The sequence below is a fragment of the Sinobaca sp. H24 genome (assembly GCF_023845525.1).
The window spans coordinates 1-19,010 of sequence record NZ_JALBWT010000051.1 but is presented as its reverse complement, the minus strand read 5'-3'; the positions used below and the strand labels follow the sequence as shown (position 1 = coordinate 19,010).

At 43.3% G+C, this 19,010-nt stretch carries 17 protein-coding genes and 3 pseudogenes; 6 read left to right on the top strand and 14 right to left on the bottom strand.

Features of this window, described 5'->3' with window-relative positions:
• Window positions 1–36: 36 nt before the first annotated feature.
• The 12 genes and pseudogenes from MMY81_RS30745 to MMY81_RS30690 form a co-directional block, all read right to left on the bottom strand.
• Window positions 37–1,401, bottom strand: a complete 1,365-nt coding sequence (locus MMY81_RS30745) for an amidohydrolase family protein (RefSeq protein WP_252315826.1) — start codon at window positions 1,399–1,401, stop codon at window positions 37–39.
• Window positions 1,402–1,525: 124 nt separating this feature from the next.
• Window positions 1,526–2,575 carry a galactitol-1-phosphate 5-dehydrogenase gene (locus MMY81_RS30740; RefSeq protein WP_252315825.1) on the bottom strand — a complete coding sequence of 350 codons (1,050 nt, stop codon included), beginning with the start codon at window positions 2,573–2,575 and terminating at the stop codon, window positions 1,526–1,528.
• Window positions 2,576–2,771: 196 nt separating this feature from the next.
• Complete coding sequence (locus MMY81_RS30735) at window positions 2,772–3,806, bottom strand: zinc-binding dehydrogenase (protein ID WP_252315824.1); 1,035 nt, start codon at window positions 3,804–3,806, stop codon at window positions 2,772–2,774.
• 32 nt (window positions 3,807–3,838) lie between these two features.
• Window positions 3,839–5,097 (bottom strand): annotated as a pseudogene (locus tag MMY81_RS30730) (galactitol-specific PTS transporter subunit IIC).
• A gap of 83 nt (window positions 5,098–5,180) precedes the next feature.
• On the bottom strand, window positions 5,181–5,474 hold the full coding sequence (locus MMY81_RS30725; RefSeq protein ID WP_252315823.1) for a PTS sugar transporter subunit IIB: 294 nt from the start codon (window positions 5,472–5,474) through the stop codon (window positions 5,181–5,183).
• A gap of 13 nt (window positions 5,475–5,487) precedes the next feature.
• Window positions 5,488–5,961 carry a PTS sugar transporter subunit IIA gene (locus tag MMY81_RS30720; RefSeq protein ID WP_252315822.1) on the bottom strand — a complete coding sequence of 158 codons (474 nt, stop codon included), beginning with the start codon at window positions 5,959–5,961 and terminating at the stop codon, window positions 5,488–5,490.
• Between the two features lie 42 nt (window positions 5,962–6,003).
• Window positions 6,004–7,941: a BglG family transcription antiterminator gene (locus tag MMY81_RS30715; protein ID WP_308215536.1), complete on the bottom strand. Its 1,938-nt coding sequence runs from the start codon at window positions 7,939–7,941 to the stop codon at window positions 6,004–6,006.
• A gap of 365 nt (window positions 7,942–8,306) precedes the next feature.
• Window positions 8,307–8,720 (bottom strand): DUF4188 domain-containing protein, encoded by a 414-nt coding sequence (locus MMY81_RS30710; protein ID WP_252315821.1) that lies wholly within the window; start codon window positions 8,718–8,720, stop codon window positions 8,307–8,309.
• Window positions 8,721–8,900: 180 nt separating this feature from the next.
• The gene (locus tag MMY81_RS30705) at window positions 8,901–9,371 is read right to left on the bottom strand and encodes a thioesterase family protein (protein WP_252315820.1); all 471 of its coding nucleotides are present in this window, start codon (window positions 9,369–9,371) and stop codon (window positions 8,901–8,903) included.
• Window positions 9,364–10,326 (bottom strand): 3-hydroxyacyl-CoA dehydrogenase NAD-binding domain-containing protein, encoded by a 963-nt coding sequence (locus MMY81_RS30700; protein ID WP_252315819.1) that lies wholly within the window; start codon window positions 10,324–10,326, stop codon window positions 9,364–9,366. Before MMY81_RS30700 ends, MMY81_RS30705 begins: the two co-directional genes overlap by 8 nt.
• Window positions 10,327–10,339: 13 nt before the next feature.
• Window positions 10,340–11,224, bottom strand: coding sequence for a beta-keto acid cleavage family enzyme (locus tag MMY81_RS30695; RefSeq protein WP_252315818.1), 885 nt, complete (start codon window positions 11,222–11,224; stop codon window positions 10,340–10,342).
• Window positions 11,224–11,802 (bottom strand): GbsR/MarR family transcriptional regulator, encoded by a 579-nt coding sequence (locus tag MMY81_RS30690; RefSeq protein WP_252315817.1) that lies wholly within the window; start codon window positions 11,800–11,802, stop codon window positions 11,224–11,226. The genes MMY81_RS30695 and MMY81_RS30690 overlap by 1 nt, the downstream gene beginning before the upstream one ends.
• 281 nt (window positions 11,803–12,083) lie before the next feature.
• Between MMY81_RS30690 and MMY81_RS36085 the strand changes: the two are divergent.
• The 5 genes and pseudogenes from MMY81_RS36085 (at window position 12,084) to MMY81_RS30665 (ending at window position 15,014) form a co-directional block, all read left to right on the top strand.
• Window positions 12,084–13,561, top strand: a pseudogene (locus tag MMY81_RS36085) (BCCT family transporter).
• 55 nt (window positions 13,562–13,616) lie between these two features.
• Window positions 13,617–13,733, top strand: a pseudogene (locus MMY81_RS36080) (transposase); the annotation flags it as partial.
• 11 nt (window positions 13,734–13,744) lie between these two features.
• On the top strand, window positions 13,745–14,185 hold the full coding sequence (locus MMY81_RS30675; RefSeq protein WP_252315815.1) for a hypothetical protein: 441 nt from the start codon (window positions 13,745–13,747) through the stop codon (window positions 14,183–14,185).
• The gene (locus MMY81_RS30670; protein WP_252315836.1) at window positions 14,116–14,766 is read left to right on the top strand and encodes an IS3 family transposase; all 651 of its coding nucleotides are present in this window, start codon (window positions 14,116–14,118) and stop codon (window positions 14,764–14,766) included. Before MMY81_RS30675 ends, MMY81_RS30670 begins: the two co-directional genes overlap by 70 nt.
• Entirely contained in the window at window positions 14,763–15,014 is a 252-nt protein-coding gene (locus MMY81_RS30665) for an IS3 family transposase (protein WP_252315814.1), read from the top strand. The genes MMY81_RS30670 and MMY81_RS30665 overlap by 4 nt, the downstream gene beginning before the upstream one ends.
• A gap of 58 nt (window positions 15,015–15,072) precedes the next feature.
• Here the strand turns inward: MMY81_RS30665 and MMY81_RS30660 are convergent, their stop codons facing one another.
• Complete coding sequence (locus MMY81_RS30660) at window positions 15,073–17,331, bottom strand: putative bifunctional diguanylate cyclase/phosphodiesterase (RefSeq protein WP_252315813.1); 2,259 nt, start codon at window positions 17,329–17,331, stop codon at window positions 15,073–15,075.
• Between the two features lie 197 nt (window positions 17,332–17,528).
• Between MMY81_RS30660 and MMY81_RS30655 the strand changes: the two genes are divergently transcribed.
• Entirely contained in the window at window positions 17,529–18,377 is an 849-nt protein-coding gene (locus MMY81_RS30655) for a YitT family protein (RefSeq protein ID WP_252315812.1), read from the top strand.
• A 42-nt stretch (window positions 18,378–18,419) separates the two neighbouring features.
• On the opposite strand, the gene MMY81_RS30650 is transcribed toward MMY81_RS30655, so the two are convergent.
• The coding region (locus MMY81_RS30650; protein ID WP_252315811.1) for a GGDEF domain-containing protein at window positions 18,420–19,010 on the bottom strand (591 nt) is incomplete at its 5' end.

Below are 19,010 nucleotides of genomic sequence, written 5' to 3'. Positions count from 1 at the left end.
GATAAAACTGCGGTATAAACCGCAGTTTTAACACGTTCAGTCCTGCATACTTTCTTCCAGCCGCCTCTGTCTTTCCAATACACTGCTGCCGGCTTCCTGAACTTCTTTTTTTAATGCTTCCGCATTATTGATCAGAAGCCTGCCTTTTTCTTTTCTTTTTGTTCCTGCTACGAAAACAGTATCAATATTTTCAGGCTTGGCACTTTGTACTACAGCCTCCACCGGCTTATCATTCAATGGAAACATATTAAATGCATCCGTGCTTACAAGTATAATATCCGCTTCTTTTCCTGTCTCTATTGTACCTGTTTTTTTATCAAGATGAAGAGCGCGTGCCCCGTTAATGGTGGAAAAGGTAAGCACATCTGTGGTCGTCAGTCCAAGATTCTCCGGCATATTCCCGCTCTCTAATACCTTTTGATTCTGCCTGGCTCTTTCTGCTTGAAGGGCAAACTTCATCTGCGAGAACATTTCTCCAGCCGTTGATACTACAACGTCAACACCAAGCGTGACCAATCCGTCTGCTTTATGCATCTTTCCGGTGGCGGGATACCCGTGACCCATCATCATTTCTATTTCCGGAGTGACCGAAAATGAAGCACCAGATTGAGCTGCCAGCTCGTATTCATGATCCTGCACCCGGTTCATATGAACAAGATTAAGGTCCGGCCCAAGCAGCCCCGCATCATGAAGTCTTTGAATCGACTGGTCTTCCGGTCCCCAGCTGCCAAAACCGATATGCATCGAAGCAATCGCATCCAGCTCACGCGCCGTATTGATATCATCTACTGCTGCCGCCCACGAACTGAATTCCGGTCCACGTATACCTAAAGCCATCGTTAAAAGCTGATCGCCGGACTGAAAATATTCTTTTTTTACTCTCCTGCTGTCCTGAGGATGCCTTTTTTCACTGGTCCGATCCCAGTATTCTGCACGCCCAGACGGACCATGGGCAAATACAGCCCGGATCCCGGCATCATGCAGGCCCTGCACGGCAGCATCCGCATGCTCCGGGGTTTCCAGCATGGAATAATCAAGCATCGTTGTCACACCAGCGTCCAATGCTTCAAGAGCACCCCACGTATTGGCTGTCCGGTACTCATCCGGTGAGAGCCTGGATCCCAACTGATTAAAGTATAAATTCCCTAAATAATTAGGCAGAGACCAGTCCGTCCCAATATGGCGGATGATTGATTCCCATGTATGCCGATGGGTATCGATTAATCCCGGCATGACAATTTTCCCCTCGGCGTTTATGACTTCCATATCATCCGCGGCTTCTATTTCTCCGGCAATGGTCTTTATATATTTGTCTTCAATGAGAATGTCGGCCTTTCTAGCCTGCTCTGTATGTTCAGCCATATCTACAATCAGGCCGTTTTTAATTAATGTGCGTTTCATATTTTGCCCCCTCTTTTTCTGCTTCTTTCTATCCTTACCCTGCAAAAAGAAGGAAATAACAAAAATCCAAAAGGGTTTTTAAAACAGGTTAAAGCACTTCTCTGCAATAGAGAAGTGCTTTATGTTACGTTTCTGGATAAAATAACACTTTAATGTGATTGCCTTTTCGCTGAATCAAATCATCAAAAACCCGCGGGCCTTCGTCCAGGGAATAACGGTGGTGAACCATTTCCCCGCTTGTTATCTGGCCCGTTCCCATATAATGCATCGCTGCATCCCACTCCTGTCCTGGGAAAGGAGATGATACCCCATTCCAGGAACCATAAACGCTCAGTTCATTGCGGACAATCTTTTCAAAGTAAAAGCGTTCAATTGTAATATCTGCATAAGGAATACCTAGAAAAACTACTTCGCCGCCCTTTTTCGGAAGAGCGAATATCTGGGCTGATGTAATTGGCGATCCAGCTGATTCAACAGCAAGGTTCACTCCCATGCTACTCGTGTGCTCGAGCACTTTTTCATGCGCAGGTCCCTCCAGCGAATTAACAAGCACATCGGCACCGAGTTCTTTTGCAGCTGCCAGTTTCGTTTCATCAATATCAATCGCAAAAATCGTTTTGGCTCCGAAAATACGCGCCCACTGGATGGCCAGAAGACCAATGCTTCCACACCCCATCACAGCTACCGTATCTCCCGGCTTCACATTTGTTTTATAAAATCCGTGAGCTACAACGGCTGCAGGTTCTAAAAGCGCAGCGGTATCATAATCTACATTGTCGGGGATTTTTATGACATTCTCTGCCGGCAGTTTTACTTTTTCCGCATAGGATCCAGGGTGTCTGGCCCCAATGACAGTGAGTTTTTCACACTGAGAAAATTCACCTTTTTGACAGCTTATGCATACCCCGCAGTAAAAGGCAGGACAGCCGGCGACTTTATCGCCTTTAACTATCCCCTTTACATGGGAACCGACCTCCAAAACCTCACCTGCGAATTCGTGCCCAAACGTCATACCTTCTATATATGGACCGAGTTTATTGAACCTTGAGATATCAGAGCCGCAGATTCCAGCTGCCTTTACTTTTATAATTACATCATCCGGAGCCGTAATGACAGGCTCACTGGTTTCTTCGCAGCGAATGTCCTGAACACCATATAAATTCAATGCTTTCATTTTTTATTCCTCCTTTCTCAGCTTGTAGATTCATCTTGTTTTTTGTGAAAAAAGAGCTGATAAAGGAAAAACAAAACAATAATAGTATTAAAAATAATTTGGTATTCAAAGTAAAATTCACTGATTCCTCTGAAAGATCCCAACATGAATTCAAGAAATGTATCGGCCATATTTTATCTTCCTTTCTTCGTTCGTATTAATCGTTTATTGGAGTGAGCAGTACTTTAATTGCTTCCCCGCTTTTAATCGCATCATAGGCTTCTTTCCACTGTGTAATAGGAAATTCATGTGTAACCATTGATTTAGCGTCTACGCTGCCGTTATTCATAAGCTCAAGAGATGGCTCCCAATCTTCCGGCTTCTGGCTTCTGCTTCCTACGACGCGTATTTCTTTTTGAATAATTTTCTCCAGATCAAAGGATACTTCCGGGTTTGCAAAGATGCCAACCTGACCGTACTGGCCTTTTTTGCGAAGAAGGTCGAGTCCCTGTTTAGCAGCAGGTGCTGCACCGGAACATTCAAATACCACATCTGCGCCGTACCCATCTGTTAATTCATTAACAAGCTGCTTAATATCCTGCTTCTGCGTATCTACAGCATAGTCTATCCCAATCTCTTCTGCTTTATCCAAGCGGACTTTATCATTGGTAAGCCCTGTAATGAGTACAGTAGCACCGCGGCTTTTCGCTACCTGTGCAGTAAAAAGACCAATCGGACCGGGTCCGATGACAACAACGATGTCTCCTTTACTGATCTCCGTTTTCGCTACCGCATGATGGGTGCAGGCAAGCGGTTCTGTCATAGCAGCTGATTTATCATCTACTCCATCGGGAATACGGTGTACGCTATCTTTACGTGCTACCAGGAATTTAGCAAAGCCGCCGTCCTGCTGGGTACCAAGTCCTTTACGATGGTTACAGAGGTTATAGTCTCCGGACTGACAGTACTCGCATTCTCCGCAGATATAAAAGGTTGTTTCGGACGTTACACGGTCGCCTTTGGAAAATTCGGTTACGCCTTCGCCGACATCGACGACTTCTCCGGAAAATTCATGGCCGAGCGTTACAGGCACAGCTACTTTATAGTGACCTTCATACGTATGAATATCTGAACCGCACACGCCGGCATAGTTTACTTTTATTTTTACTTCGCCGGGGCCTGCCTGTGGTTCTTCTCTATCCTGAATTTCGAGATTGCCGAATCCAAGTTCTGTTTTCACTAGTGATTTCATAGATGTTCTCCACTCCTTTTATCTGTGTTTAATTAGTTGAATAAACCGAAGAAACGATAGATAATCCAGTTGATAATGTTACCGCCCTGGTCAATACTTGAGATCTGTGTTGTACCTTCCGGCATATTGAAATCAGCATTTTCTGCCATCATTGTAAATGTTGTTGCCACATCTGTAGCCACATATAATGAGATAGCGATCATAACAGTTCCTACCATAACGGAGTGAACGATATTACCTTTAGCTGCACCGACAATAAAGGCTACAATAAAAGGAATTGTCGCTAAATCTCCAAAAGGAAGCAGGGAATTTCCAGGTAAAATAACCGCCATTAATACAGTAATTGGTACTAGTATTAACGCTGTTGCAATAACGGACGGATGACCAAGAAGAACTGCTGCATCCAGCCCAATTAGAATATCTCTGTCGCCAAAGCGCTTGTTCAGCCATTCGCGTGCAGACTCTGATACAGGCATAAGACCTTCCATCAAAATCTTAACCATTCTCGGCATTAATACCATAACTGCAGCCATCGCCATACCGATTTCAATTACGTCACCAACACCATACCCTGCAAGGATACCAATAAGGGAACCAAGGGCAAGACCGATAAATATGGATTCACCGAAAATTCCAAATCTTCTTTGGATTGAATCCGGATCTGCATTCAAATTCTTGATTCCAGGAATTCTCTGCAGCCCTTTGATAAGAAAGATACCAGGTGCATAAGAGATAGTACTTCCTGTTGCTACGGAACGCCGGGCATTTCGTAGAAATCATTAACCATTGGTGCTGTCCAGTCAGCTACTTTCAAACAGACAATCTGGAACAATACTGCCGCAATTAAACTCTGAACAATACTTCCTGAGATCGCATAAACCATCGCAGCCATAAACGTGTAATGCCAGAAGTTCCAAATATCCACGTTCATTGTTTTTGTTGTTTTTGATACGAGCATTAATACGTTTACCAAAAGACCTAATGGAATAATAAATGCGGCAATCGATGATGCCCATGCAATAGATGAAGATGCCGGCCAGCCGACGTCAATAACCGTAAGCTCTACTCCAAGTCTTTCTACCATACCCTGTGCTGCCGGGCCTAAATTTAAAACGAGCAGGTCAATAACAAGAAAGATACCAACAAAAGCGACCCCTAATGTAAGAGCGGACCGGAATGCTTTCCCGATTTTCTGACCAAAGAACAATCCAAGGAAAAATATAGCTACTGGTAAAATAACGGTAGCCCCTAAATCTAAAAATCCTTGTACAAAATCAACAAACCCCTGCATCGTGACTCCTCCTCTATGTGTGAAAAAGAGCATTCCCGATTTCCCGTCTGTGGGAAACCGAGACAACCAGCTCTTTTAATTACTTATTTTTTTAGTTCATCTAAAATCTGCTGCTTTGTATCTTCTTTCCCTATCCCTGTCAGAAAGGCTCTCGCATTAATAACCGGAAACGGATATTCTTTCTTTGTCATTGCTGTAGTAACTAACAGATCAGCTGTATCTACATAAGAACCAACTTCCGTAATTTTAATCTGTACGAGATCTACTTTAATGTTATGCTCTTTAGCCATTTCCTCAATTGCTCCGTTTACTACTGTTGACGTTGCTACTCCTGCTCCACATGCTACCAATACCTGCTTCTTTTTCTTTTGTTCCATTTTTTCCATCTCCTTATAATGTAGTAAAATCGATTTGCTGTTCTATTGTTTCTTTAATTCGGGTGGCGTTTGTTTCATTCATTAAATATTTCAGCGTTTCTTCATTTTGGAAAATTTCCATAAGCTTTTGCAGTAAGGTAAGCTGGGAGTGGGTTTCGTCCATTGCGAGCATAAATACCAGCTCCACGCCCACCGTTTCTTCCTCTTCTCCCATAATACCGAATGCAACCGGCTTCTTAAGAACACCTACACTAATCGTCTTTGTATTAACATGTTCGACATCGGTATGTGGAATCGCCACAGCTACACCGGCTGTCGGAAGCCCTGTTGCAAATTCTTTTTCTCTTGCAATCAAAGCATCTACGAAGCTGTCCTTTACCAGGCCTTTTTGGATCAAATTGCGGCCCATCTCTTCTAGTACAGCTTCTTTGGTCTCTCCTATTACTTCCAGTAAGATGACTGATTCATCAAAAAATAGTTTCGTCACTTTTTCCTACCCCATTACTATGTTGGTTTGAACGCATGGTTTCTAGTTGTGTGAATATAAGTCAATCATCCGGCGGATGTCGGTAATCGTTTTTGCTTCTATCATTTGATTCCGATCCGTCTCGGCGTGAGCAAATCGCATCAGCTGCATAAGTGCGTGAATGTGCTTCTTTTTATCCACTGCAGCGATAATGACAATTAAATGTATTCTGTATCCTTCGGTAAAGTCGACCCCATCTTCGATCCGCAGAAGACTCATTCCAACATCCATTACACCTTCTTCGGGAGCAGCATGCGGGATGGCAATATTAGGTCCAATGATTATATAAGGATCTTTATCACTCTGGCGGACCATCGCTTCGATGTATCGCTGTTCGACTTTACCGCTTTTCACTAATGGAGCTGCAGCAATTCTTACAGCTTCATTCCAGGAGTCTACCGATTTTTTTAAAGTGATATGCTCTGGCATAATCAGTTCATTTAAAGGCAGATTTCTGTTTTTTGCATACGTTTTAACAGCTTCTTCTTTGTCTTTAGACATGTAGCGGTTTAAATCTTTTTTCAGTGCTTCTTCATCAACAGGCGAGGCGTGGGTTTTAATGATGTCCATAATATGGTCGATATCCATTTCATTTGGTACAAAACCATGCATATCCATCATTACCTGCTTACGGAAGCGCTGCTTTTCATCATGGCTTAAGAATGCTTTCGATAAAAACAGCTTCTGATCGGTAGCAAGAGATGTTGTGGAAAAAACAATATCGTAATCCAGACCGTAACGAAGGAAATCTCTGATAGACAGCGAATCCATAAATACAAATTCTGGAAAAAGTTCCTTTAAGTCGTGAAACATCAGCCTGGATATAGAGACACCCTGCGGACAGACAACAATTGCTTTTATCTTTTTCTCGATACTTTCTCCCTGTTTTACCATCCAGCCGCTGATAAGCATTGTAATAAACGTCGATTCGTTATCAGGCACCGGGCGTCCGATCAATTCCTCAAGCGGACCCATTGACTGTTTTACCAGATGATGAATTTCTTTAAATTCTTTACTGACATCCTGCTGTAGAAAAAGCGTTTCCGTCAGGTTGAATTTGATTCGGTAATAAGCTGGTTTAATATGCTGAATCAGCTGTTCGAGCAGTTTATCCCGCTCCTGCAGATAAATACAGGCACTTTTTTCGAAAAGCCTCAGCATATTATCTATTTCCGGCAGCAGGTCAGGAATGGCTTCCTCTTCTATCGTAAACTCGGACCGGTATACGTTCGTTGTTAACAAATGAAGTGTGATAAATAATCTTTCTTCTCTCGGAATACTGTCTGTCCCCCGAAAAATTTCTTCTGTCGCCTGATATTCTTTTGTATCAGACAGCTCTTCGTAAGGAATAGATGATTCTGTAATGTTGCTGCCTTTCTGCACTCTGCGAAGAATAAAAAGCAGAATATAAGGCATCATTGCTAATTTCTCATCTGTGAATTTCAGCTGCAGCTTGGTTTCCACTTTTTCTATCTTAAAGCGGAATTCTTCAATTTCTTCTTCATCTACCTGGGCGGCCTTTTTTATTTTCTGTTCACCGTCTGTCATTTGAAAAATTCGGTAGGTTATATGAATAAGCAGCTTTCTGACTTGAAATTCTTTTCCTTCGAGCAGATATCCGTCTTTTCTTGAGTAGCGAATAGCCAAATCATAGTTTTCCAGATAGTGCTGTACCTGCTTTAAATCATGCAGTACTGTATTTTTACTTACATCCAGTTCTACTGTAAAGTGATAGAGGGACAGTTCCTCTTTCGTCCCCAGAAGCATCAGCATGATAATATAGATACGTTGTTTTTCTGATAGAACAGAAGCAGCCGCCAAATTATTTTCCTGGCTCGTCAGATCAGTAAACACCGATTGATCAATAATGAAGTGGCCCTGCCTGGTACGTTCAATAACCGGGAGATTTTTCGCCATCAGCCATTCATTGATCTTATTCATACTGTAGCCGAACTGTCGGCGTGTTAAGTTATATTTTTTTCCAGCACGACACTTGCTACATTTGGATTGTGCATGAGCTCATCCAGAATCTGCTTGCTTCGGTCATCCATGAACAACTGCTCCCCCTTTCAATAGTTAGTGTAGCATCGCTCTGATCTTAAATGTATACGTTTTCATCCCAAATGAACGAACAGTTTATGTACAACGTTGTGATTTACATTATCGATCCTTGTTTAATGTATATCGTAATTGCCCAGACTCAGTGGGTCTGCGCTGAATAAAACGTGTTTTCCTATTTTGCCGGATAAGTATATTTCAAGTAAAAAACAGCCGATTAAAAGTAATCAGCTGCAGATACCTCTTTGCTATTTGCTCTCTTTTGTACGTCTCAGTCTTTCTGTGGCTGAATGTGTTGCCGTTCCAACTGCCTCGGTGCCAACTGCCTTGCCTAAACCAAACGCGGGCATGTTAACGTAAATGGATTCATACGATTCTGCGGGAATGATGTACGTTTCATGGTAGATACCTACTGCATGATTTCCTTTTACTCTTCTATTAAATGTTTTCCAGGCTTTGGAATGCTTTTCTCCTTTGGCATAAGCGAGAAGCTGTTCCTCCGACTCCCAGTACTGAATCATCATCGTAGTCGGCAGCTGCACATAGCTGTGCAAATTTAAACAGCCCAGATCTTTACGTATGGACAGCTCCTTAATCATAGGGGGCATTGCCAGTAGAACAGGCAGCCATTTTCGGATAGAACGAAATCGATTAATACGCATGCCAATTACAAATACGACAAGCTTTTTTCGTTTTTTGTCGTGAACCGGCCTTCCTGCAGATCTTTTTTCATTGTATACCCTCCCGATTTTATTTTAGCTTTGTCCTGTGGCTTTCTTACATTGTATCGCTTTAACCAAAAAATAACAGTATTCTCTTATATGGAGAATACTGTTATTTTTTTATTTTCTTTTAATACCAATGGAGCGGCCTGCCATTTCTGGAAGCACGCCGGCTTCGGCATGCGGCAGCTCAGCAATCCCTTCTACAATAGAGGGAGGAAAAGGGGCAGGCCTGCCGGCGGTTTGATCCATACCCATAATCATCTGCTCGCTCACCGCCAGAAGCTCCTGACCATCATTTTTCATTTCCAGCCATACATGCAGACGCTTCTCATCTTTATCCAGTACCTGGACGAACACATCTAATTTCTCATCCAATAATGCTTCTTTCCTATACAAAACGTGGGTTTCCAGCGTATATATAGTATATTGCTGTTTTTTTCGGAATGCGTCATCCAGACCTATTTTCTTTATCATTTCATCCAGGGCTTTACTGAATACCTCTGCGTAGGCCGCGTCATTCATATGATTATTATAATCAACCCATTCTGACTTCACCTGGCCATTCCAAATTCGTTCAGTTCTAGACATTGCTCTTCACCTTCTCTGCCGGCCAGTAATTTTCTTCCTGCAGCAGCTGCATCAACCTCAGCAGAAACTGGTCTCTCCGTTCTTCAAGCTCAGGTACGCTCTGGGTCCCCGACTGATCTTTTGTACCACTGATTACTTTTTCACTTAATTCAGGGGTCAGCTCTGGTGCTTCCAGCTTAGTCCAGGGAGCTTTCAAAGCGGGGCCGAACTGTTCCAGCATGTGAGCCATTCCCTTTTCCCCTCCTGCCAGATGAAAGGTTAAAAATGGTCCCATTAGTGCCCAGCGAAGTCCTGCGCCGTAGACAATAGCTTTATCTACTTCTTCTGTCGTAGCATGACCATCATTTACGATGTGAAGAGCTTCTCTCCAGAGGGCTTCCATCAGTCGGTCTGCAATATGGCCATCTACTTCCCCTTTCATTACTAAAGGCTTCATCCCGGCGGATTCATATAAATGGCGGGCTCTCTCCATTGCTTCCCGGCTTGTAGCCGCTCCTCCTGAAATTTCTACGAGAGGAAGCAGATAGACCGGGTTAAATGGATGGGCGACCATGACTCTCTCCGGATGTGCCGTGCACTGCTCTTGAAGGGTGGTTGGCTTATAACCGGATGTGCTGGAAGCAATAATACTGGCTGCCGGCGCATACTCATCAATCTGAGCCAGCACGCCCTTTTTCAGCTCTTCGCGCTCTGGAACGTTTTCTTGAATAAGTACAGCTTTATGAACAGCCTTTTCGATGTCATCAGTAAAGGTAAGTCGTTCCAGTGATGCCAAATGATGCATGCCATGTTCTTTAAGAGATGGCCAGAGCTTTTCTATAGCCGTCCGGGTTTTCTGCTCCGCTTCCGGAGCCGGATCGCAGGCGATTACATCGAATCCATTTGCCAAAAAGCGGGCAATCCACCCATTCCCGATTACTCCTGTTCCAATTACTGCAATTGTTTGTTTTGTCATTATTCTATCCTCTCTATGATAACTGTTTAGTTAAACCTAATGTACTGCGCGCTTCTTCCGGCGTCATTGGTTCTATATCAAGACCCTGAAGAAGAGTTGCTGCTTTATCTACAAGCTGGGCGTTTGTGCCAAGCACGCCTTTTTCCAGATACAAATTATCTTCCAGCCCAACGCGTACGTTTCCGCCTAAGAGGGCTGCTTGTACCGCTGTTGGAATCTGCAGGCGGCCGATGCCGAACGCCGACCAGTTGGCGTTGTTCGGCAGATGATGGACCATATGAAGCATCGTCTCGGCATCAGCTTCCGCTCCCCACGGTATGCCCAGACAAAATTGGTACAAAGGATCGCCGTCGATAACTCCTTCTTTCACGAGCTGGTTGGCAAACCGGAGATGCCCGGTATCGAAACATTCCATTTCCGCTTTCACACCGCTTTGTTTAATAAGGGAGGCCTGCTCACGCAGCCATTCTGTCGGAGCCATGTAGAGCTGATCGCCAAAATTCAGGCTGCCGCAGTCCAATGTGCATATTTCCGGCAGCAGTTTACCTACCGGAAGATGACGCTCCTCAGGTGTTTGAATAAAGGTACCCTCTGCTCCTGCTGCAGGATGGGTAAGGCTTGGAACAAAATCCCCGCCTCCGCCTGCTGTTAAATTCAAAATCACATCTGTTTCTTTTTCACGAACACGTTCTACCACTTCCTGAAAAAGAGCCGGATCAAAACTATACTCTCCCGTCTTCGGGTCCCTTACGTGAATATGAGCTACTGCCGCTCCTGCTTTAGCTGCTTCTATAGAAGACTCAGCTATTTCTTTAGGCGTAATTGGAACGTGCGGACTCTTATTAAACGTATTTCCTGCCCCGGTTACTGCGCATGTAATAATTGTTTTTTTTCCCATTATTTATCCTCGCCTTCGTTTTTTGTAGACGTCTCTACGGGCACTGCTTCAAAAATAGCGCCGCTCTCAAAGAATTCGACTAAATTATTGATCCAATTATAATAGGCTATCCATTTGGTTAATTCTGTGCGGAGCTCTTTCACTTTGGCCTCTACTGCAGGAGAACCGTTATTTGCTTTCTCTATTTCGTTTATTTCCTGCTGCAGCTTCTTGGCGAACATACGGTTTTTACTGATTACTTCCCGCCAGTTGGTTGTAAAAAGAGAAATAAACGTCTGGACGTAGTCATTCTCGACATTATAATGCTCTTTCCGGCTTCCTTTTATATGTTCTTTTTCAGCAATATTCAAGGCCATCATTTCACGCATTACCTGACTCATTCTTGTTTTGCTCATTCCCGTAGCTTCCGCAAGGTCATCAAGCGTCATCGGCTCGCGATTCATATAAATGATGCCAAGAAGTCTTCCTATGGTAGAAGACACGCCAAATGTACTCATGTTATCAGAAATTCTGTCCCCTATCTGACGCTCCGTTTCACTTAACTGTGAGAGCAGTTCGGTTTCTTTTTCTACAGCCATTGTATATACTCTCCCTCATCTGCATATGTAGTAGCATCTGCTCATAGTTGTTACTGTATCATTTTTCTAAAAAAAGTAAAAAGACGCTCTTCTACCTTATCTCAGCGATAAAGCGAGTATTGATAAGATAGAACTCTGTAAACTCTGTACAATAAAAATTGCATAGATTTTATAGAGGATACGCCATTATACGGCTTTTTCTTTTTTTCATTCACTTACATATACTTAAACGAGGCTATTAATGAGAGTAGCGCAAGTCTAATAAAGGAGGACATATTCTTATGTCAAGGTTCACGACGGTCTTAAAAGTATCAGTGGTACTTATTCTTTCTTTTCTATTATTCGGGGTATTTTTTACAGAACAGCTTGAAGCAGGCATTACTGTTACCCAGGCTTTTGTTTTTGCCCACTTTGGCTGGTATTTCCAAATACTCGTAACGGCCTTATTGATTTTTGCCATTTATTTAGGATTTAGTAAGTATGGAAACATCCGGCTCGGAAAACCGGACGAAAAACCGGAATTCAGCAGGCTTACATGGTTTACGATGCTGTTTTCCGCCGGTATTGGAATTGGTTTGTTATTCTACGGCGTCAGCGAGCCGATTAATCATTTTGCCAGCCCTCCTATTGGAGACGGAGGAACTGAAGCAGATGCGGTAACCGGGGTATCATCAACCTGGCTTCACTGGGGTCTTCATGCATGGGCCATTTATGCACTGGTCGCTTTGGCTCTTGCCCTGCAGCAGTTCCGTTATCAGGCACCCGGTCTAATGAGTACGACGCTTCGTCCGGTGCTTGGTAAACATGCATATGGTCCAATTGCGACTGTTGTAGACATTATTGCTGTGTTTGCTACATTATTTGGAGTTGCCGCCTCACTGGGACTTGGATCCCAGCAGATTAATTCAGGCCTGCAGACCGTGTTTGGCGTGCCTTACAACCTAGGGGTTCAGTTTATTATTATGGCTATTATCACTGTCATTTTTTTGCCTCTGCAAGCACCGGCATTCATCGCGGCATTAAATACTTAAGTAATATCAACCTATCGATTACTGGATTATTTCTTCTATTCATGTTTATCGCCGGTCCTACTTTGTTTCTTCTTAATATGTTTGCTTCCGGATTGTCTGACTACGTTCAGAACTTCATCGGATGGGGGCTTCGCATGAGCCCGGTGGACGCGCAGGAAGCCGACTGGACGCAGGCATGGACGGTCTTTTACTGGGCATGGTGGATCTCCTGGACGCCGTTTGTCGGGATGTTTGTCGCCCGGATCTCCAGAGGACGAACCATTCGTGAGTTTATAGCAGGCGTTCTGCTTCTCCCTTCTATTGTATCGTTCTTCTGGTTTAGCACGCTGGGCGGCTCCGCTATCTTTATGGAGTTGTTCGAAGGTCGGGATGTTTCCTCACAGTCACTGGAAGGCGCCTTGTTTTATGTGATTGAGTCCTATCCTATGAGCGGCCTTATCTCGGTATTAGCCATTTTCGTTATTACTATCTTTTTTGTTACTACAGCCGATTCGGCTACGTTCGTGCTGGGCATGCAGACGACAGGAGGCAGCCTGAACCCGCCTACCTCTATTAAAATTATGTGGGGTGTTTTCTTTGTTACCGTCACAGCTGTTCTGTTAGTTGTAGGTGGATTGAATGCATTTCAGACCTCGATAGTCGTAAGTGCGCTGCCTTTATCCATTATTATTATATTAATGTGTATCGGGATTATGAAAACCTTAATCAGTGAACATGAGCAAAACTAAAAGAAGCCCTTTTGGTAGTGCACCCCAAAAGTTAGAGTAAAATCTAACGTTTGGGGTGTTTTCTTTGACTAAATATAGTGATGCGTTTAAAGAACAACTAGTTCAGGAATACCTTCACGGTCCTAAAGGATACAAACGATTGGCTAAAAAATACGAGATGCCGTCCCCGACGCCGATCAAAAAATGGGTCCATACGTATCAAGTCTTGGGCCGAGACGGATTAAAAAGAAAAACGAAAAAAAGCAGATACACTGGTTCCTTCAAATGGGATGTTTTATACTGGAGAAAACAAACAGGAGCTTCCCTTCGGGAGACAGCGGGGCCTTCGGCCTCTCTAATCTCTCGATGATTTCTGCCTGGAACCGGGCCTGGGACCAAGAGGGCATGGCAGGACTGGAAGAGAAGCCGAAAGGAAGATCTCCCATGACCGATAAATCCTCTCGTAAGCCATTATCTCCAACGCCTCTTTCCAGAGAAGCACAGCTGGAACGCGAAAATGAGCTTCTCCGCTTGGAGAATGCGTACTTAAAAAAGCTCCGGGCTTTTCGGAAGAAATCGGAACCCTCTCCCGAAAAGCACAAGCAGGGCTTGCGTTCGAGCTTCAGGAAAAAGGATTCCGATTGACGGATGTGTTGAATCAAGTGAACATTCCAGAGGCTACCTATTATTATCACGTGAACCGCTCGAACCAGGAAGATCCGGATGCTGCCCTGAAAGAAGACATTCAAGCTATTTTTGATCGGCATCAAGGCACCTATGGCTACCGTCGAATCCATGCCCAGCTGCGGGCCGAGGGATGGCATGTGAACCATAAGAAAGTACAGAGGCTGATGAGATATCTTGGGCTGGCCTGTACGGCGTTTATTCGCAAGTCACGCTATCGCTCTTACAAAGGCACTGTCGGTACGGTCACGAAAAACCGGTTGAACCGGCGGTTCAACAGTTCCGTTCCCCTGCAGAAATTAACTACGGATATAACCGAGTTTAAGTGTACAGCGGACCGGAAGCTGTACCTGAATCCGATATTGGATTTATACAATGGAGAAATTATTGCCTACGGCATCTCGGACCGGCCGACATTGAATCTGGTTCTATCTCCTCTGCAGGAGACGTTAGCTCTTGTACGGAATCATGCCAGGTTCCGCACCACCATTCATTCGGATCAAGGCTGGCACTATCAGCACGGGCCTGGACCAGCCTGTTGAAAACCAGCCATGTGTTTGCCAGCATGTCCCGGAAAGCGACCTGCGCAGACAATGCTTCGATGGAAAATTTCTTCGGGCTGTTAAAACAGGAAATGTACTATGGAAAAGAGCTTGTCTCCTATGAAGAGCTCAAACAAAGGTTGGAAACCTATATTCATTACTACAATCATGATCGGATCAAATTAAAATTGGCTGGCCAAAGCCCGGTTACGTACCGAACATCGACCAGCCAACTCGCTGTATCATAAAACTTTAACTTTTTGGGGTCACCACCTTTTCCGATATGGAAAAAGGGCTTCTTTATAGCTATAAAGCTTTACTGCGATACTGCTGCAAAAACTGCTCTATTTCCAGAACAGGCAGCGGCTTTGATATGTAATATCCCTGAGCAGTTGCGCATTCATAAGCTGCAATAGCATCCAGCTGTACTTCCTCTTCTACTCCTTCAGCGACCACTTCGAGCTGCAGATGACGGCCAATATCAATAATTGCTTTTACAAGTGACTGCTCTTTCAATCCGTTTAGATCATCAACAAACGATTTATCGATTTTTATTGTATCAATCGGAAGGTTTTTTAATACATGAAAAGACGAATATCCTGTTCCAAAATCATCAAGAGCCACCCGCACCCCGAGAGCACGTATGTCTTTTAAAATCATGGAGGTTACCGCTACATCCTGCATAATTGATTCGGTGATTTCAATTTCGAGCCGGCCGGGGTTTAATCCGGATTCTTTTAGTGACTGCTGGATTAATGTAAGAATGTCACCGTATTTCATTTGATGGACCGATACGTTCACAGCCATCGTTCCATCAAACACTCCTGACCGCTTCCAGGCTTCCGCCTGACGGCAGGCTTCTTTCATTACCCAGCTCCCTAACACTTTAATAAAACCTGATTCTTCTGCTATAGGAATGAATTCAAACGGGGAAACCTTTCCCAGCTTTTGATTATTCCAGCGCAGCAGTGCCTCTACTCCGGTAACTTCAAATGTCTGTACATTAATTTTAGGTTGATAGTACAAAGAGTATTCCTGCTTAATAAGTCCCTGTTTCATTTCACTTTCGATGATCATTTTACGTTCAAGCTTTTCATGAAGGGCGTCGCCATAAAACACAAAACCATTTCTGCCATTTTCTTTTGCAGCGTACATGGCTGCATCCGCGCTTTTCAGCAGCGAATCGCTGTCCTGGCTCGCAGATGGAAAGCAGCTGATTCCTATACTTGTTGTAATCGATATATGCTGTCCGGCTATGGAGTAAGGCTTACTGAATGCTTGTTTAATCTTTAGGGCTGTCTCTATCGCTTTTTCTTCTCCAGCATTATCTGCTATGATTACAAATTCATCTCCTCCTAACCGGTAAATACGATAAGGAAGCTTCCTTTTCAGCCGATAAGCGGTCTCCATTAACACTTCATCGCCTACATGATGACCGAGAGAGTCATTGATCACTTTGAAACGATCAATATCAAATAGTATTAGAGTCAGTTCTTTATTTTCTTTTTTACAAAAGGCCACTGCCTTGTCTATATTTATTTTAAAACTGGTGCGGTTATATATTCCCGTAAGAGAATCATAATAGGCCAGGTGCATGTATTCTTGTATAAGGCTCGTATTCTTTTTGTTCATAATATAATTTCTCCCGGCAAAAAGTAACAAAATGATACCGACAGATATACTCAGAATATTTATACGCCAATCGTAGCTGTTCAGGGTAAAAATGATGAGCAGGAATATAGCTGCTACTGGAAAAAAAATAAAATGCTGCTTTATATCTTTTCGAATCACCCAGCCGCTTTCAGATATTTCCGTTCTTTCGTATGTAGACGCTGTGCCGATCAAAATAATACCTGCCAGCCAAAGCACATCATTAAAATTGCCCGGGCTCACGGCAAAGCCCGTTATTTCCAGGTAGGCAGCATTAAAATCACCAATACTTTGAAAAGCAAAAGCAATAATCAGTAGATGCATTACTGCAATATCGCGTTTTGCTTTTAATAAATAAACAAGATAGCCAGCAGCAAATAGCAGTGTAATATCAACTAATAAAAACGATAGATTCATTACACTGTCTAAAATAGAATAATTGAACATCTCCAGAGCGATGGCTGTAAAGAAATGTCCTATTATCGCTGTTGATACAATCATAAACACGCTTATGTTAAACACATGTATAGATATGACAGGCTCCCGGCTTGCAATAAAAAGCTGGTACAAAAGCGCGCAAAGAAATAAAAAGTAAGATATCATCCACAAAAATTCAGATAACGAGGGAGGAAAAGAGGATACGCCTACTATCGCAGCAGCCAGCCAAACAGCATTGCTTGCTCCATTAGCTGCGATTCCTCTGTTTATCCATCTCCAAAATGTACGACGGTATCCGGAGGAGCCAATAATCGTCCTATTTACTTGAATAAAAGCCCAAACGGCTGCTCCGGCTGCAAAAATGCTGGTACCAATCGCTTCATTATATTCAGACCCTTTATAAAAAATAACCCAAAAAGCTAAGGCAGTCGTCCACAGAATAATGAACATTGTATTTTTTTTATACATTATTTTCATTAATCGCCCTCCGAACAATTAAGTAGATATATTGAACTATTTATACTTACTACTATACAATATTTACAGGTCTTTCGTATTATTAATGAGGAAATCATACGCGATTAATAGAAATGAAAGCTGCTTTCCCTTTTTTATAGATTTTTTGTTATAATATGCTTCTGTGTCAAATTGGAGAAAGAAAGGAGCTCATGCTCATGAAAAATACAGCATTTATTATTATTGGAACTTTACTGTTTGCGATTTCTGTCACACAGCTCGCTATGCCTAATTCTATTGCCGAAGGAGGTATTATCGGTGCTGCTCTGCTGATCTATTTTGGAACCGGGTTGACACCAAGTATATCGACTCCAGTGATTTTCCTGCTGCTGCTTGGCATCAGCTTCAGGTACCTCCCCCGCCATATGATATACAAGACTATTTTTAACGTCTTTTTGCTGTCGTTTTTTATATGGCTTCTCGAAGGAGTCTATGCGGTGCCGATGGAAGATACGCTGCTCGCTGCTATTTTTGCAGGTATTATTACCGGCATTGGGTTTGGATTTATTTTTCAGGCAGGCAGCTCTGTCGGTGGAACATCTATCATTGCCCGGGTCCTTCATCATCAGCGGGGCTGGGACCTTACAGGAATGACGCTGATACTAGACGCAGCTGTTGTGATTATTGGTATATTTATTATTGGCCCTGTGTTTACAATGTATACACTGATTGCGCTGTATATTGGAAAAGTAGTAACGGATTATGTACTAGGCGGTTTTGATTCCAAGAAGGCTATCAATATTATCTCTCCCCATTCAGAGGAAATAGCGCGCCGTATCACTACGGAACTCGGTGCGAGCGCTACCGTCTTTGATGCGTATGGTGAATATTCCAAAGAACAGCGCCGGGCGCTTTATGTCGTGATTCCCACTCACCGGCTGCTCCGGTTTAAACGTACCATCAAGGAAATTGACCCAAATGCATTTATTGTCGTTCATAACGTCAAGGATGTTTCCGGCGGTACGTTTTCCATACCACACGAGTCTTCGTTGCCTGACAATGGATAGACTGCAGATGAAACGGAAGCAGCTTCGGCTGCTCCCGTTTTTTTATGATTCTTTTCGGTCCTGCTGTTTTAATCTTTTGTGTACATACATATCAGCGTCTGCTGACTTATAAAGCTCCCGAAACGTTTGATTGTTTGAAGAAATATGAAGCATTCCTATAGAGGCAGATAGAGGTATACCTGCTTTTTTTCCAGCTGTTCTTATGATTGAGTCTACCTGCTGCCTGGCTTCCTGCAGACTTTCAGCATAGGGAAGGTACAAAATAAACTCATCTCCTCCAATCCGGCCAATCAAAGAAGAATCCGGCAGATGTTTTTTTAATTTACGCCCCACCAGCTGCAGTACCTTGTCCCCGGCATCATGGCCCATATTATCATTAATCTGTTTAAATTGATTTAAATCCATTACTGCAAATATTCCTTTTGCCAAACGGTTTCTGTCCCATTCAAGTAAAAATCCTTCACGGTTGAAAAGGCCGGTTAAATAATCAGTGTATACTTTTTTCTTCAGATGGCTGAATGACTTTTCATAATGGTGCAGCGCATAGGAAATTAAAAAGCCGCCGGCAATAGTTAACGCATTAACGCCGATGATACTAAGCGGAAGAACGAAATTCCCAGAAGAAGGGAATTG

Bases quoted from the DNA above. Each gene is read 5' to 3' on its own strand.
- MMY81_RS30710 (WP_252315821.1), bottom strand. From the start codon at position 8,720: ATGCGTATTAATCGATTTCGTTCTATCCGAAAATGGCTGCCTGTTCTA.
- MMY81_RS30745 (WP_252315826.1), bottom strand. From the start codon at position 1,401: ATGAAACGCACATTAATTAAAAACGGCCTGATTGTAGATATGGCTGAA.
- MMY81_RS30655 (WP_252315812.1), top strand. From the start codon at position 17,529: ATGAAAAATACAGCATTTATTATTATTGGAACTTTACTGTTTGCGATT.
- MMY81_RS30695 (WP_252315818.1), bottom strand. From the start codon at position 11,224: ATGGGAAAAAAAACAATTATTACATGCGCAGTAACCGGGGCAGGAAAT.
- MMY81_RS30675 (WP_252315815.1), top strand. From the start codon at position 13,745: ATGGGTCCATACGTATCAAGTCTTGGGCCGAGACGGATTAAAAAGAAA.
- MMY81_RS30700 (WP_252315819.1), bottom strand. From the start codon at position 10,326: ATGACAAAACAAACAATTGCAGTAATTGGAACAGGAGTAATCGGGAAT.
- MMY81_RS30715 (WP_308215536.1), bottom strand. From the start codon at position 7,941: ATGAATAAGATCAATGAATGGCTGATGGCGAAAAATCTCCCGGTTATT.
- MMY81_RS30660 (WP_252315813.1), bottom strand. From the start codon at position 17,331: ATGAAAATAATGTATAAAAAAAATACAATGTTCATTATTCTGTGGACG.
- MMY81_RS30735 (WP_252315824.1), bottom strand. From the start codon at position 3,806: ATGAAATCACTAGTGAAAACAGAACTTGGATTCGGCAATCTCGAAATT.
- MMY81_RS30740 (WP_252315825.1), bottom strand. From the start codon at position 2,575: ATGAAAGCATTGAATTTATATGGTGTTCAGGACATTCGCTGCGAAGAA.
- MMY81_RS30705 (WP_252315820.1), bottom strand. From the start codon at position 9,371: ATGTCTAGAACTGAACGAATTTGGAATGGCCAGGTGAAGTCAGAATGG.
- MMY81_RS30725 (WP_252315823.1), bottom strand. From the start codon at position 5,474: ATGGAACAAAAGAAAAAGAAGCAGGTATTGGTAGCATGTGGAGCAGGA.
- MMY81_RS30690 (WP_252315817.1), bottom strand. From the start codon at position 11,802: ATGGCTGTAGAAAAAGAAACCGAACTGCTCTCACAGTTAAGTGAAACG.